The organism is Streptomyces sp. NPDC047880 (assembly GCF_040706515.1).
Classification (GTDB): domain Bacteria; phylum Actinomycetota; class Actinomycetes; order Streptomycetales; family Streptomycetaceae; genus Streptomyces.
The window spans coordinates 172,532-185,761 of sequence record NZ_JBEZOK010000015.1; the positions used below are offsets into that span (position 1 = coordinate 172,532).

The 13,230-nt window shown below is 69.1% G+C and carries 13 protein-coding genes and 3 pseudogenes; 14 read left to right on the forward strand and 2 right to left on the reverse strand.

Features of this window, described 5'->3' with window-relative positions:
• The first annotated feature begins 97 nt into the window (after positions 1–97).
• The 3 genes and pseudogenes from AB0937_RS23045 to AB0937_RS23055 all read left to right on the forward strand — a co-directional run bounded on the left by AB0937_RS23045 (position 98) and on the right by AB0937_RS23055 (position 1,946).
• Positions 98–1,063: a pirin family protein gene (locus tag AB0937_RS23045; RefSeq protein ID WP_366714075.1), complete on the forward strand. Its 966-nt coding sequence runs from the start codon at positions 98–100 to the stop codon at positions 1,061–1,063.
• 47 nt (positions 1,064–1,110) lie between these two features.
• A pseudogene (locus tag AB0937_RS23050) lies at positions 1,111–1,413 on the forward strand (GNAT family N-acetyltransferase); the annotation flags it as partial.
• 329 nt (positions 1,414–1,742) lie between these two features.
• Complete coding sequence (locus AB0937_RS23055) at positions 1,743–1,946, forward strand: cold-shock protein (RefSeq protein ID WP_014670069.1); 204 nt, start codon at positions 1,743–1,745, stop codon at positions 1,944–1,946.
• Positions 1,947–2,015: 69 nt separating this feature from the next.
• Here the strand turns inward: AB0937_RS23055 and AB0937_RS23060 are convergent, their stop codons facing one another.
• Positions 2,016–2,444 (reverse strand): hypothetical protein, encoded by a 429-nt coding sequence (locus AB0937_RS23060; RefSeq protein WP_366714076.1) that lies wholly within the window; start codon positions 2,442–2,444, stop codon positions 2,016–2,018.
• Positions 2,445–2,462: 18 nt separating this feature from the next.
• Positions 2,463–3,344 carry an alpha/beta hydrolase gene (locus AB0937_RS23065; protein WP_366714077.1) on the reverse strand — a complete coding sequence of 294 codons (882 nt, stop codon included), beginning with the start codon at positions 3,342–3,344 and terminating at the stop codon, positions 2,463–2,465.
• A 297-nt stretch (positions 3,345–3,641) separates the two neighbouring features.
• Here AB0937_RS23065 and AB0937_RS23070 point away from each other — a divergent pair, with 297 nt between their 5' ends.
• From AB0937_RS23070 to AB0937_RS23120, 11 genes and pseudogenes are all read left to right on the forward strand, one after another.
• Positions 3,642–4,841, forward strand: a complete 1,200-nt coding sequence (locus tag AB0937_RS23070) for an acetyl-CoA C-acyltransferase (RefSeq protein WP_366714078.1) — start codon at positions 3,642–3,644, stop codon at positions 4,839–4,841.
• 2 nt (positions 4,842–4,843) lie between these two features.
• A complete protein-coding gene (locus tag AB0937_RS23075) occupies positions 4,844–5,491 on the forward strand; it encodes an HAD family phosphatase (RefSeq protein WP_366714079.1) in 648 nt (215 codons plus the stop codon).
• Between the two features lie 152 nt (positions 5,492–5,643).
• Positions 5,644–7,167: an AMP-binding protein gene (locus AB0937_RS23080; RefSeq protein ID WP_366714080.1), complete on the forward strand. Its 1,524-nt coding sequence runs from the start codon at positions 5,644–5,646 to the stop codon at positions 7,165–7,167.
• Between the two features lie 84 nt (positions 7,168–7,251).
• Positions 7,252–7,944: a TetR/AcrR family transcriptional regulator gene (locus AB0937_RS23085; protein WP_366714081.1), complete on the forward strand. Its 693-nt coding sequence runs from the start codon at positions 7,252–7,254 to the stop codon at positions 7,942–7,944.
• Between the two features lie 141 nt (positions 7,945–8,085).
• Positions 8,086–8,904: an SDR family oxidoreductase gene (locus AB0937_RS23090; protein ID WP_366714082.1), complete on the forward strand. Its 819-nt coding sequence runs from the start codon at positions 8,086–8,088 to the stop codon at positions 8,902–8,904.
• Positions 8,901–9,713 carry an enoyl-CoA hydratase-related protein gene (locus AB0937_RS23095; protein WP_366714083.1) on the forward strand — a complete coding sequence of 271 codons (813 nt, stop codon included), beginning with the start codon at positions 8,901–8,903 and terminating at the stop codon, positions 9,711–9,713. Before AB0937_RS23090 ends, AB0937_RS23095 begins: the two co-directional genes overlap by 4 nt.
• Complete coding sequence (locus tag AB0937_RS23100; RefSeq protein WP_366714084.1) at positions 9,700–10,923, forward strand: acyl-CoA dehydrogenase family protein; 1,224 nt, start codon at positions 9,700–9,702, stop codon at positions 10,921–10,923. The genes AB0937_RS23095 and AB0937_RS23100 overlap by 14 nt, the downstream gene beginning before the upstream one ends.
• Before the next feature lie 2 nt (positions 10,924–10,925).
• Complete coding sequence (locus tag AB0937_RS23105; protein ID WP_366714085.1) at positions 10,926–11,708, forward strand: SDR family oxidoreductase; 783 nt, start codon at positions 10,926–10,928, stop codon at positions 11,706–11,708.
• Positions 11,709–11,852: 144 nt separating this feature from the next.
• Positions 11,853–12,097 (forward strand): annotated as a pseudogene (locus AB0937_RS23110) (hypothetical protein); the annotation flags it as partial.
• 20 nt (positions 12,098–12,117) lie between these two features.
• Complete coding sequence (locus AB0937_RS23115) at positions 12,118–13,002, forward strand: acyl-CoA thioesterase II (protein ID WP_366714086.1); 885 nt, start codon at positions 12,118–12,120, stop codon at positions 13,000–13,002.
• A 93-nt stretch (positions 13,003–13,095) separates the two neighbouring features.
• A pseudogene (locus tag AB0937_RS23120) lies at positions 13,096–13,218 on the forward strand (hypothetical protein); the annotation flags it as partial.
• Positions 13,219–13,230 lie beyond the last annotated feature (12 nt).

The following is a 13,230-nucleotide window of genomic DNA, read 5'->3' on the forward strand; positions in this document are numbered from 1 at the left end:
GCCATGGCTACTAAAATGACCGGCCGGTGACTGCGTCCGTGGCGCGGCCCGAACGTGCCGCTGACGCGAACCGTCGCGCCGGACTAGGTTGGGCGCCATGAGCAATCTTGAGCGCGAGGCGGCCCCCTCCCTGTGCGGCGGCCGTGGCTTCGTGGTGGCGGAGCCGGTGCGTGAACTCCTCAGCCCCCGCAGGGTGAAGCTGGGCGAGTCCAGCGAGGTCCGCCGGCTGCTGCCCAACCTCGGCCGCCGCATGGTCGGGGCGTGGTGCTTCGTCGACCACTACGGTCCCGACGACATCGCCGACGAGCCCGGCATGCAGGTCCCGCCGCATCCCCACATGGGCCTGCAGACCGTGAGCTGGCTGCACGAGGGCGAGGTGCTGCACCGCGACTCCACCGGCAGCCTCCAGACGATCCGCCCGCGTGAACTGGGGCTGATGACCTCCGGCCGGGCCATCAGCCACTCCGAGGAGAGCCCGCGCTCGCACGCCCGCTTCCTGCACGGCGCGCAGTTGTGGGTGGCGCTCCCCGACAGCCACCGCCACACCGACCCGCGCTTCGAACACCACGCCGATCTCCCGGTCGTCACGGCACCCGGCCTCACGGCCACGCTGATCCTCGGCGACCTCGACGGGGCGACCTCACCGGGCACCGCGTACACCCCGATCGTCGGGGCCGACCTGGCTCTGACCCGAGGCACGGACGTACGCCTGCCCCTCGAACCGGACTTCGAGTACGCCGTCCTGTCCATGTCGGGCGAGGCCCACGTCGACGGTGTCCCGGTCCTGCCCGGCTCCATGCTCTACCTCGGCTGCGGCCGCAGCGAACTGCCCCTGCGCGCGGAGTCGGACGCGGGCCTGATGCTCTTGGGCGGCGAGCCGTTCGAGGAGGAACTGATCATGTTCTGGAACTGGATCGGACGGTCGCAGGGGGAGATCGAGCAGGCGCGGCGGGACTGGACGGAGGGGACCCGGTTCGGCGAGGTGAAGGGCTACGACGGGGACCCGTTGCCGGCTCCAGACCTGCCGGCGACGCCTTTGAAGCCGCGGGGGAGGGTGCGCTGACCTGCGGAGATATCCGATTGCTTGGTGACGGGTGATGACTCGCCGCCGTGTGTTGGCTTCCGCGGCTCCAGCGTGTGCTCTACCGGGTCGGTCCTGATTGCATCGAGGCCCACCGCGCCTTTGTGGCCGTCGGTGCCGACGAGCTTGGAGGCCGGGTCCTCGGGTTCTAGTCGCTCGTCCTCGCTCCACCGGAGCTCGCCTTGCGCTTTGTCGCCGGCGAAGCGCAAGGACGGGGTATGGGACGGCTGCTGGTCGCGCACGTGCAGTCCGAGGCCCGTGCCGCCGGGCTCGATCGTGTCAAGGCCGTGTCGCATCCTCCCGCTGAGGACTTCTGCCACCGCCCCGGTGCACGGCACCTGCCGTGGCGAACCGTTCGCCCGGTGCTGGAGGAGACCTCGTGCACCCTGTCGTGGTTTCCGGCGATGAGCCGCGCCTGCCTGGAGCAGGCAGTGCCGCACGGGCGATCCAGCCCTTCGTTCCGGGCCGGAGGCTGGCGCGCTTTGGCTAGCGGCTTCCGTTATGCCGTTATAGCGTTGTGATCAGCAGTCGTGGTTCCGAAGTTCCGTTCGCCCGTGATCGCCATCACGGGCGTCCTTGCTGTTCAGCGCCTCTCCGGACCAGGGCGATCACCTCCCGGTCGCGCAGGGTGCGTGCCCGGTTTCCCTCAAAGGAGACAGTCATGGCCAAGGGCACAGTGAAGTGGTTCAACAGCGAGAAGGGCTTCGGCTTCATCGAGCAGGAGGGCGGCGGCCCCGACGTCTTCGCCCACTACTCCAACATCGCCAGCCAGGGCTACCGCGAGCTGCAGGAGGGCCAGAAGGTCGAGTTCGACGTCACGCAGGGCCAGAAGGGCCCGCAGGCGGAGAACATCCGCCCCGCCTGATCGCGCGCCTCGGTAAGGGCCCGGCACCCCGGCTTCGGGACGCCGGGCCCTGACCGTCAGCCGCAGTGGTCAGCGGCCGGAGCCGATCGGTGTCTCGCGTGTCCGAAGAGCCATGGGCAGGAACACTGCGCGGAACTGCCGGTACGACGGCGCCAGGCAGGTGACAGGGCAGTGCCGGACGGAGGTGGACTGCGGCGGCTCGACCGTCGACAGCGATGACGCGGTGGCGGAGTCGGGACGAGGAGTACCACGATCTACCGGCACCTCATGCCCGGCTCCATCAGCAATGCCGCCAAGATCCTTAACCAGCACCTCGCCCGCCGCGGCGTATCGCGCGTCCAGCACCTGCTGCGGCGTCGCCGTCTCCCAGGGCCCGTCGACCGCCTGCCGTACGACAGGGGGGAAGTTGTAGAAGGTGGAGATGACCAGCTCGGCGGAGGCTCGGCCGAAGGCGGCGCTGCGGAACGCGAAGTAGCCGGCGAGTCCGCCAGGCCGCACGCGCAGTCTCCATGGGGGTCACCTTTTCTGAGGGTCGACGACAGCGTTCTCGCTGCGGGTCGAGTACTCGCCGTGCGCTCGGAGATGGTCGAGCAGCAGGTGGCTCAGCGGCTCGGGCGCTTCCTCGGGGATCCAGTGGCTGACGCCTTGGAGGGTCTCGAATCGGTACGGCCCCTTGACCCATCGCTCGGTCTCCTGCGCGGCTGCCGGGCCGAACGCGCTGTCGTCCGTGCTCCAGACGTACAGCGTGGGAACGTCGATGACGCCGATCGCGCCGTCGGGGCGGCCGACGCGGTACCAGTTCAGCGCAGCGGTGAGAGCGCCAGGCCGGGACAGGTGACGCACATAGGCGTCCGCACTGTCTTGCGGGACCTTTCCGGCGTAGACATCGCGAAGCTCTTGGGCGTCGTGGGCCAGCATGCGCTCTTCGGTCGTGGGCGTTTCGCGCCAGTCGATCATGTAGTGCGAGCGACCGCGCTGGTCCTCATCCGTGCGCAGGGTGGTGGCCAGGGCGCCGGGGTGCGGGGTCGAGACGACCGTGAGGGTGCGCACGCGGCCGGGGTGGGCGTCAGCCGTCCACCAGGCCACCGCGCCGCCCCAGTCGTGGCCGACCAGGTCAAACGTCGCCCAGCCCAGTTGCTCCGTGATCGCCACGACGTCGTCGACGAGATGGCTGATCCGATAGTCCTCGGGCCGCTGGGGGCGAGCCCCGGGGGAGTACCCACGCTGGTCGGGTGCCACCACCCGGTAGCCGTGCGCGGCCAACGCCTCGATCTGCCGCCGCCACACCACCCCCGTCTGCGGGAATCCGTGCAGCAAGAGCACCGGGCGGCCCCCGGCGGGACCGGCCGCGACCGCGTCGAACACGCCCGCATGCGTGGAGATGCTCAGCTGAGTCACGATCCACCCCTTCGTACCGACTGGTCGGTACCCTTGCGATAAGGGGAGAGGGTGTCAAGAGCCCGCGATGGTTGAACCTGACGTCGAATTCAAATATAACCGGTCGGAAGGCCGATACCTGTCACCCCTGCGGCCATGACCTGTCCTCGGATCACCCGAGGAGACGGTCATGAGCCATACCGCACGGCAGTTGGCGTTCGGCACCGTCTATCGGCAATGGAGCCCGGCTCACGGAGCTCGGAGTTTCGACCCCGGAGTCCCCGCACGAACCGGACCGACAGGAAACAGCGAGGCGACATGAGGGAAGCAGTCATCGTTTCGACGGCACGGACGCCGATCGGAAAGGCCTACCGCGGCGCGTTCAACGACACCCAGGCGCAGGAACTCGCCGCCCACGCCCTTTCGCACGCGGTGCGGCGCGCCGGTCTCGAGGGAGACGAGGTCGAGGACGTCGTCTTCGGCTGCGCCGTGCAGCAAGGGTCCTCCGGTTTCAACGTGGCGCGTCAGGCCGCTCTGCGGGCCGGACTTCCGCACACCGTGTCGGGGATGTCGATCGACCGGCAGTGCTCGTCGGGTCTGATGGCCATAGCGACGGCCGCCAAGCAGATCGTCACGGACGGCATGCAGGTCGCCGTCGGCGGCGGTGTCGAGTCGATCTCCCTGGTCCAGAACGACCACATGAACACCCACCGCATGACGGATCCCTGGCTGGTCGAGCACAAGCCGGCCATCTACCTGCCGATGCTTCAGACGGCGGAGATCGTCGCCGAGCGCTACGGCGTGAGCCGGGAGCGCCAGGACGAGTTCGCGCTGCTGTCACAGCAGCGCACCGCGGCGGCGCAGGAGGCTGGCCGGTTCGACCAGGAGATCGTCGCGCTCAGCAGTGTCAAGAAGGTCCTCGACAAGCAATCCGGGGAAGTGCGGGACGAGGAGGTCACCCTGGCCCGGGACGAGGGCAACCGCGCGTCGACCACCCTCGACGGCCTGGCCGGCCTGGCGCCGGTGCTGCCCGATGGTCAGGTGAGCGCGCACTCCAGCGTGACGGCGGGCAACTCCTCGCAGCTGTCGGACGGGGCGTCGGCCTCGGTGCTGATGGAGGCGCAGGAGGCCGAGCGCCGCGGCCTGGAACCGCTGGGCGTCTACCGGGGTATGACCGTCGCCGGGTGCGCGCCGGACGAAATGGGCATCGGCCCGGTCTTCGCCATCCCGAAGCTGCTGAAGCAGCACAACCTCACCATCGACGACATCGGCCTGTGGGAACTCAACGAAGCCTTCGCCTCCCAGGCGCTGTACTGCCGCGACGAACTGCACATCGACCCGGAGCGGTTCAACGTCAACGGCGGCGCGATCTCGGTCGGCCACCCGTACGGCATGACCGGCGCCCGACTGGTGGGGCATGCCCTCATCGAGGGCAAGCGCCGCGGCGTTCGGTATGTGGTGATCTCCATGTGCATCGGCGGCGGAATGGGCGCAGCCGGACTGTTCGAGGTCGCCTGAGCATGGACACGTTGTCGAACGCGGTGGAAAAGACCCGAAACGCGGTGCTGGTGGACTTCGGCGGTGTCATCACCTCCAGTGTGTTGCGGGCCTTCACCGCATTCGGCGCCTCGCTCGGCGGCGACCCGCGCCTTCCGCTGGACCTCCTGAGCCGGGACCAGCCCTCACGCACCCTGCTGGCCGACCACGAGTGCGGCCGTATCGACGCCCCAGCCTTCGAGCGGGGATTCGCCGAACGCCTCCGTGTCCATGGCGCGGAGGTGTCGGCCGAGGGGCTCACGGCCCGGATGCAAGCGGGAATGTCGATCGACCGGGACATGCTCGCGCTGCTCGGTGAGGTGCGAGCCGCCGGTCATCCTGTTGCGCTGGTGTCCAATTCGTTCGGCACCGGGACCTACGACGGCGTCGATCTCGCGGCCGTCGCCGACGTGGTCGTCATTTCGTCCGAGGTCGGCATCCGCAAGCCTTCCCGGCGGATCTACGCGATCGCGTGTGAACGCCTCGGCATCGACCCCGAGGAGGCGGTCATGATCGACGATCTGCAGCAGAACCTCGACGGAGCGGCACGGATCGGAATCGGAGGCGTACTGCACACCAGTGCCGCCGGCACCCGCCGCCAACTCGCCGAACGCTTCGGGATCACTGCCTGACCGGTACCCATCGACTGACCGGCCGGACGCACTGAGGTCGGTCATCCGGCCACAACGCCCGAGGACTTGATGTCGAAGCCGGGCAAAGTCACCTCCTCGGCGAGGGTGCGACCCGCAGCATCACCTGCTCACATCCCGGAAGGCACCGCCCCATGACCAGCGTTTTCGACCCTGTGTGCCGCCACGCGGCCGTCACCCCCGACAAAATCGCACTGCGCGGTGCCACGGATCAGTGGACCTACCTTCAGCTTCGGGACGCGACCATGCGATACGCGGGCGCCCTGACAGCCGCCGGCCTGGCCCCGGGGGACCGGGTGTTGCTCGCGGCGCCGTCGGTGCCCGAGTTCGTGGTGGCCTACCTGGGGATCCAGGCGGCGGGCTGTGTCGTGGTGCCGGTCAACACGATGTCCACCCGGGCCGAGGTCGAGTACGTACTCGGCGACGCCGGATGCTCATTGGCGATCGCATGGCACGCCCTGGGCCCCGCTGTCGCGGAGGCGGCCGCGGCGCTCTCGGTGCCCTCCTGGGCGTTGTCCCCGGGCACGCCGGTCAGCACTGCCCCCGCCGGCGTCGTCGACCGTGATCGCGACGAGACGGCGGCCATCCTGTACACGTCGGGCACCACTGGGCGGCCGAAGGGGGCCCAACTCACCATCGGGAACCTGTTGTCCGCCGGGGAGATCGGCGCCGAGTGCAGCCGAGCGTCGAGCGCCGACCGCACCGGCACCGGACTCCCGCTGTTCCACGTGTTCGGCCAGGCGTCGGTCATGATGGCGACCTTGACCGTGGGCGGCTCGATGTCGTTGCTGGCCCGATTCGACCCGGCGTCGATGCTGGAGATGCTGCGCCGCGACCGGCTCACCATCATGGCCGGCGTACCGACCATGTGGAATGCGATGCTGCACGCGGCGGGTGATGCGAATCCGGCGGACTTCGCCGGGCTCCGTGTCGCCGTCTCCGGCGGCGCCTCGCTTCCCGGGGAGATCGCCCGGGCCTTCGAGGCCCGCTTCGGCTGCACGATCCTCGAAGGGTATGGGCTCACCGAGACCACCGCGTTCGGCACCTTCAACGACCTCGACCGCGGCGCCAAGACCGGGTACACCGGCAGAGCAGTACCGCGGATGCGGGTTCAGGTGTGTGACGACAACGGCAACGAGTGCCCGCCGGGTACCGTCGGCGAGGTCTACATCAAGGGGCCCACGGTGATGCGCGGCTACTGGAACCGGCTCGCGGACACCGCCGCGGCCATCTCGTCCGATGGCTGGTTCCGCACCGGCGACCTCGGTGAAACCGACACGGACGGCGACCTGCGCATCGTCGACCGTGTGAAGGACCTGATCATCCGCGGCGGCTACAACGTCTACCCCGGCGAGGTCGAGGAAGTTCTCTGCGAGCACCCCGACATCATCGAGGCAGCCGTGATCGGCGTTCCCGACGACCACTACGGCGAGGAGGTCGCCGCGCTCGTCGCCGCCCGGCCCGGTGCGGACCTCGGTGCCGCCGAGGTGTCGGACTGGGCACGAGAACGGCTGTCCGCCTACAAGATCCCGCGCATCGTTCAGTTCGTCGATGCGCTGCCCAAGGGGCCGACAGGGAAGATCCTCAAGCGGTCCATCGACCGTAACGCTCTGACCCGCGACACCGCCCCCGGTGACGTTGCCGCGGGTCGCCCCTGAACCCCTTGGAAACAGGACATCAGCCTGCTCCGCCTGCCTTGGGGACTTATGACTATGGCGTCGGATTCAAGTAAAGTCGCGGGGATGGATACTACTGCGCCCGAGGAGACCGACAGCGAGCAGGCACCGCCCGTGGCGCCCTTCTCGCAACTTCGCGAGCCGCCCACGACGCAGCGCGGAGCGCGGACCCGGGCCGCTCTGGTGAAGGCCGCCCGCAAGGTGTTCGAACGGGACGGTTACCTCGACACCCGCCTGACCGACATCACCAAAGAGGCCCGGTGTGCGGCGGGGTCCTTCTACACCTACTTCGCCAACAAGGAACAGGTGCTTGCCGCCGTCCTCCTGGAGGCGCAGGAGGACATGATGCACCCCGGCATGGGCCGGGTGCAGGGCACCGACGATCCCTATGCGGTACTCGAGGCGAGCAATCGCGCCTATCTCGCGGCGTACAAGCGGAACGCGAAGCTGATGGGACTGCTCGAGCAGGTCGCCCAAGTGGAGCCGGAGTTCCGTGAGTTCCGAAGGCGGCGCGGGGACGCGTTCATCCGCCGCAACGCCCGCGGTATCGCCGACCTGCAGGCGCGGGGTGTCGCAGACCGTGAGGTCGATCCGATGATGGCGTCCCGTGCGCTGTCCGGCATGGTCAGTGTCATGGCTTACAACGCCTTCGTGCGCAGTGAAGAGCAAGAGGAAGATACGCCGGTGGACTTCGAGGAACTCGTGTCCACGGTCACCCGCCTGTGGGCGAACGCCCTGCGGTTCCCCGGCCACCGCTGATCCGCCCGCCTAGCAGCCGCTCGTACCCCTGGGGTTGGGCGGCTGCTTCATTGGTTCCGTGCGGACATCTATTGAACTTGACGTCGGATTCAATTATACAGGTCGGACGCATCGCACGCCCCGTCAACGGAGAGGGTTGCCGTGAACCTTGCAAAAAGAGTCGCCATCGTCACCGGTGGGGGCGGCGGCATCGGCAGCGCGCTGGTCGCACGGCTCGCTCGCGAGGGCGCCCGGGTCGTAGTCGCAGACCTCGACGCGGAGGCCGCGCGGGCGGTGTCGGAGACAGTCAACGCCGACCATCGGGGCACCACTGTCAGTGCCGGCGCGGATGTGTCGGACACCGAGCAGATCCAGCAGTTGATCGACCTGGCGGAGAGTGCCTTCGGTCCGGTCGACTTCTACTTCGCGAACGCGGGCATCGGCGGCGCGCTCGGCCTCGACGTGAGCGAGCAGGACTGGGATCGCTCGATCGACGTCAACCTGCGAGCCCACATCCGTGCGGCAAGGCTGCTGGTGCCCCGGTGGCTCGAGCGCGGTGAGGGCTACTTCGTCAGCACGGCTTCGGCGGCCGGACTGCTCACCCAGGTCGGCTCCGCCACGTACGCCGTCACCAAGCACGCGGCCGTCGCCTTCGCCGAGTGGCTGAGTGTCACCTACGGCGACCGCGGGGTTCGGGTCAGCTGTCTGTGCCCGATGGGCGTGGACACCCGGATGCTGACCGCCGGGGAGGACTCCGGGGACGCGCTGGGAAGAGCCGCGACGCGGGCCGTCACCTCCGCTGGTGACGTCCTGGAGCCTGCCGAAGTCGCCGACGCCGTCCTGGCCGCCATCGAGGACGAGCGCTTCCTCGTCCTGCCGCACGAAGACGTTCTCGAGATGTACCGGCAGAAGGGCTCGGACTACGACCGCTGGGTACGCGGGATGCGCCGCTACCAGAGCTCCCTGCTGGCGCAGGCATGACCGGCGCGCCGGGCGAGCTCGTCCTCGCCGAACGCCGAGGGCAGGTGCTGCTGGTCACGTTCAACCGGCCCGCCAAACTGAACGCCTGGACCGACGAACTCGAGGACCGCTATTTCGCGCTGCTCGACGCCGCCGAGGACGATCCGGACGTACGTGCGGTCGTCGTCACCGGCGCGGGACGCGGATTCTGCGCCGGAGCCGACCTGCAACGGCTGCAGGCGGTCGGCGAGGTCTCCGAGGCGGGCCGGGCCCGGCGCCGTCCCCGGGACCTTCCGCGGACCCTGCGCAAGCCGCTGATCGGAGCGATCAACGGAGTGGCCGCCGGCCTCGGCATGGTGGAGGCGCTCTACTGCGACCTTCGCTTCGGCTCGCCCTCGGCCCGGTTCACCACGGCATTCGCGCAACGTGGGCTGATCGCCGAGTACGGGATCTCCTGGCTGTTGCCCCGGCTGGTGGGGCAGAGCCGAGCAGCGGATCTGCTGCTGTCGAGTCGCATGGTGGATGCCGAGGAGGCCTTCCGTATCGGACTCCTCGACCACCTGGTCACCACCGGCAGCGTGGTCGATGCCGCTGTCGCGTACACCGCCGAACTGGCGGAGCGCTGCTCCCCGGCATCCATGGCCACCATCAAGAGCCAGCTGAGCAACGACGCGGACGGCACCTACACCGATTCCGTGACCCGGGCGGAGGACCTGATGCTCCAGGCCTTCCGCGGGTCCGATGTCGTCGAAGGCTTGGCCAGTCACCTGGACAAGCGCTCGCCAAACTTTCCCTCACTACCCGTAAGGAGTTCGGATGTCCCTGTTTGAGACGTCGGACCGTGCCAAGAAGTACCGGGCGGATCTGCTCGAGTTCATGGATGAGCACATCTACCCCGCCGAGGCGGTCTACGACGAGCAGATGCGCGCGTCGGGCGACCCGCACTTCCACCCGCCGATCCTCGAAGAGCTCAAGGCGGAGGCGCGCAGGCGCGGACTGTGGAACCTGTTCCACCCGCACCCGGAGTGGGGCCCCGGCCTGACGAACCTCGAGTACGCGCCGCTGGCGGAGATCATGGGCCGCAGTCACATCGCCTCCGAGGCGTGCAACTGCAACGCGCCCGACACCGGCAACATGGAGGTGCTCACCCTCTTCGGCACCGACGAGCACAAGGAGAAGTACCTCAAGCCGCTGCTCGACGGGACGATGGCCTCGGCGTTCGCGATGACCGAGCCGCGTGTCGCCAGCTCCGATGCCACCAACATCGAGCTGCGGATGGAGCGCGACGGCGACGAGTACGTGCTCAACGGCCGCAAGTGGTTCGCCTCGAACGCGATGCACAAGAACTGCAAGGTGCTCATCGTGATGGGCAAGACCGACCCCACGGCGGCCCCGCATCGCCAGCAGTCGATGATGGTCGTACCCGTGGACGCCCCCGGCGTCACCGTGGTCCGCAACCTCCCGGTGTTCGGGTACGCGGACCGCGAGGGCCATGCGGAGATCATCTTCGAGAACGTCCGGGTGTCGGCCAAGGACCTCCTCAAGGGCGAGGGCGAGGGTTTCGCCATCAGCCAGGCCCGGCTCGGGCCCGGCCGCATACACCACTGCATGCGGGCCATCGGCGCGGCCGAGCGGGCACTGGAACTGATGTGCCGGCGCGCACAGTCACGGGTGACCTTCGGTAGCCCGGTCGCCGAACGGTCAAACATCCAGGACTGGATCGCGGAAGCGCGGATCGACATCGAGATGATCCGCCTGCTCACGCTCAAAGCCGCGTACCTGATGGACACGGTCGGGAACAAGGAAGCGCGCACCGAGATCGCGGCCATCAAGGTGGCCGCCCCCGACATCGCGTTGAAGATCGTCGATCGCGCGATCCAGGTGCACGGGGGAGCGGGAGTGACCGACGACTTCCCCTTGGCGATGATGTACGCGCATCTGCGGACGCTGCGGCTGGCGGACGGTCCCGACGAGGTTCACAAGCGGGCCATCGCCAAGCAGGAACTGCGGAAGTACCGCGACGCGGCGGCGGTGAACTGAAGATGGCAGGACTCGACCTCAGCGGTCGTACAGCCGTCGTCACCGGGGCCTCGCGCGGTATCGGGCTGGCGATAGCCCAGTCCATCGCCGAGGCCGGCGCAAACGTCGTCCTCACCTCCCGGACCCAAGAGGCGGCGGAGGCCGCCGCGGCCCAGGTCAAGGGCACAGCGGTCGGCGTGGGAGCGCATGCGGTCGACGAAGAGGCGGCCCGGCGCTGTGTGGATCTGACGCTCGAGCGCTTCGGCAGTCTGGACATCCTCGTCAACAACGCGGGGACCAACCCGGCCTTCGGGCCGGTCATCGACCAGGACCACGGCCGGTTCGCGAAGACCTTCGACGTGAACCTGTGGGCGCCCGTCCTGTGGACGGGTCTGGCCACGCGAGCCTGGATGGGGGAGCACGGCGGGGCGGTCGTCAACACCGCGTCGGTGGGCGGCATGGCCTCCGAGGCGAACATCGGGCTGTACAACGCCTCGAAGGCCGCGCTGATCCAACTCACCAAGCAACTGGCCCTGGAACTCTCGCCGAAGGTCCGCGTCAACGCCGTCGCACCGGGGGTGGTGCGCACAAAGCTGGCCGAGGCTCTGTGGAAGGAGCACGAGGAGGAGGTGTCCGCCTCGGTGGCGCTGGGCCGCATCGGGGAGCCTGCCGACATCGCGTCCGCGGTCGCCTTCCTCGTCTCGGACGCCGCGAGTTGGATCACCGGCGAGACGATGGTGATCGACGGCGGCCAACTGCTCGGTGAGGCGCTCCCGTTCAGGCAAGGAGCCGGTATCGGTGTCTAGCGCGGACACCGTCGGAATCGACGCCGGTGCGGTGGGCCGCTGGTTCGCTTCCCTCTGCGTCGACTTCGCCGGACCCTTGGCCTTCGAGCGGGTCGGGCTGGGCCAGTCGAACCTGACGTATCCCGTAAAGGATCAGGACGGCCACACCGGCACCCCGCGGTGCGCGAGGCGGCCGTGGTCGGCGTGTCCGACCCCTACCGAGGCGAGACGGTGGCGGCCTTTGTCAGCCTGAGGCCCGGAGGATCCGTCGGGCCCGAAGAGCTGGTCGCCCATTGCCGTGAGCACCTGGCCGCCTGCAAGCCCCTCGGACCGTCAGCATCCGGGACGAGCTGCTCAGGACCACCAGCGGCAAGATCCTGCGCAGAGAACTGCGCGGGACGTCCGTGTGACGAGTGAGAGGAGCCGAAACATGGCCGGCCTGCCAGAGGTCCTGGCCCTCGACGAGACGGGGCCGGACCGGTTCCGGTCAGGTCCGATCCCCAGCGAGTGGGCGCGGACGTTCGGTGGCCAGATCGCCGCCCAGTCGCTGATGGCAGCGGCGCACACCCTCGACCGGTCGTACTCGGCCCACTCGCTGCACGGTTACTTCCTGCGGCCCGGCCGCCCGCAAGAGCCGACCGACCATCTGGTCGAGCGGCTCCGCGACGGCGGCAGCTTCTGCACCCGCCGGGTGACCGCGGTCCAGGCCGGGGAGGCGATCTTCACGGTGACGGCGTCGTTCCATCGCGGGGACGAAGGGTTCTCCCACCAGGTGGACATGCCGGCCGTGCCGGCGCCGGACGACATCCCGGAGTCCGACCGCATCAACGGCTGGGGCATGCCACGGCCCGCGGAGTGGAGCCACTGGGAGATGCGATGGGTGCCGGGGGGACAGAGGGGCCACGTCCCGGGGGCGCCGGCCTGCCAGCGGGTGTGGATTCGGTACGGACGCCCGCTGCCGGACGACGGTGCCGTCCACGCCTGCGCACTGACCTACCTCAGCGACATGGCGCTGCTGGGCTCCGCGCGGCTGCCGCATCCCCCAACCGCCGTACAGGGTGCGTCGTTGGACCATTCGCTGTGGTTCCTGCGTCCCTTCCGCGCGGACGAGTGGCTGCTGTACGACCAGGTCTCCCCTTCGGCCGAGCACGGCAGGGCGCTCACCCGCGGAAGGCTGTTCGATACGGGCGGGCGTCTGGTGGCCGCCGTCGCGCAGGAGGGACTCATGCGCTTCGACCGGCCGCGTCCGACGGAGGGCCGTCCTCGCCTGCACCGGCTGGACGGGCGCCCGTCTCGCGGGACTTGCCCTCGGTGAGGTCGCCCTGGTCGCGGCCGTACCCACCATGGCCCTCGGGGGGGGCTCGCCCTCGCCGATGTCCTCTGTCTCGACAGCTGTGAACGGGACGGGGAGTTCGCCGTGCTGCGGGCTTGCGGCTGGGCCGACACCGAGGTCATGCGACGGGTCGTCGCGCAGGGTGCGGTGATCGCCGTGGCGGGCGCGGTGCCCGGCGCAGCGACGGGGCTCGCACTGCAGCACGCAGGC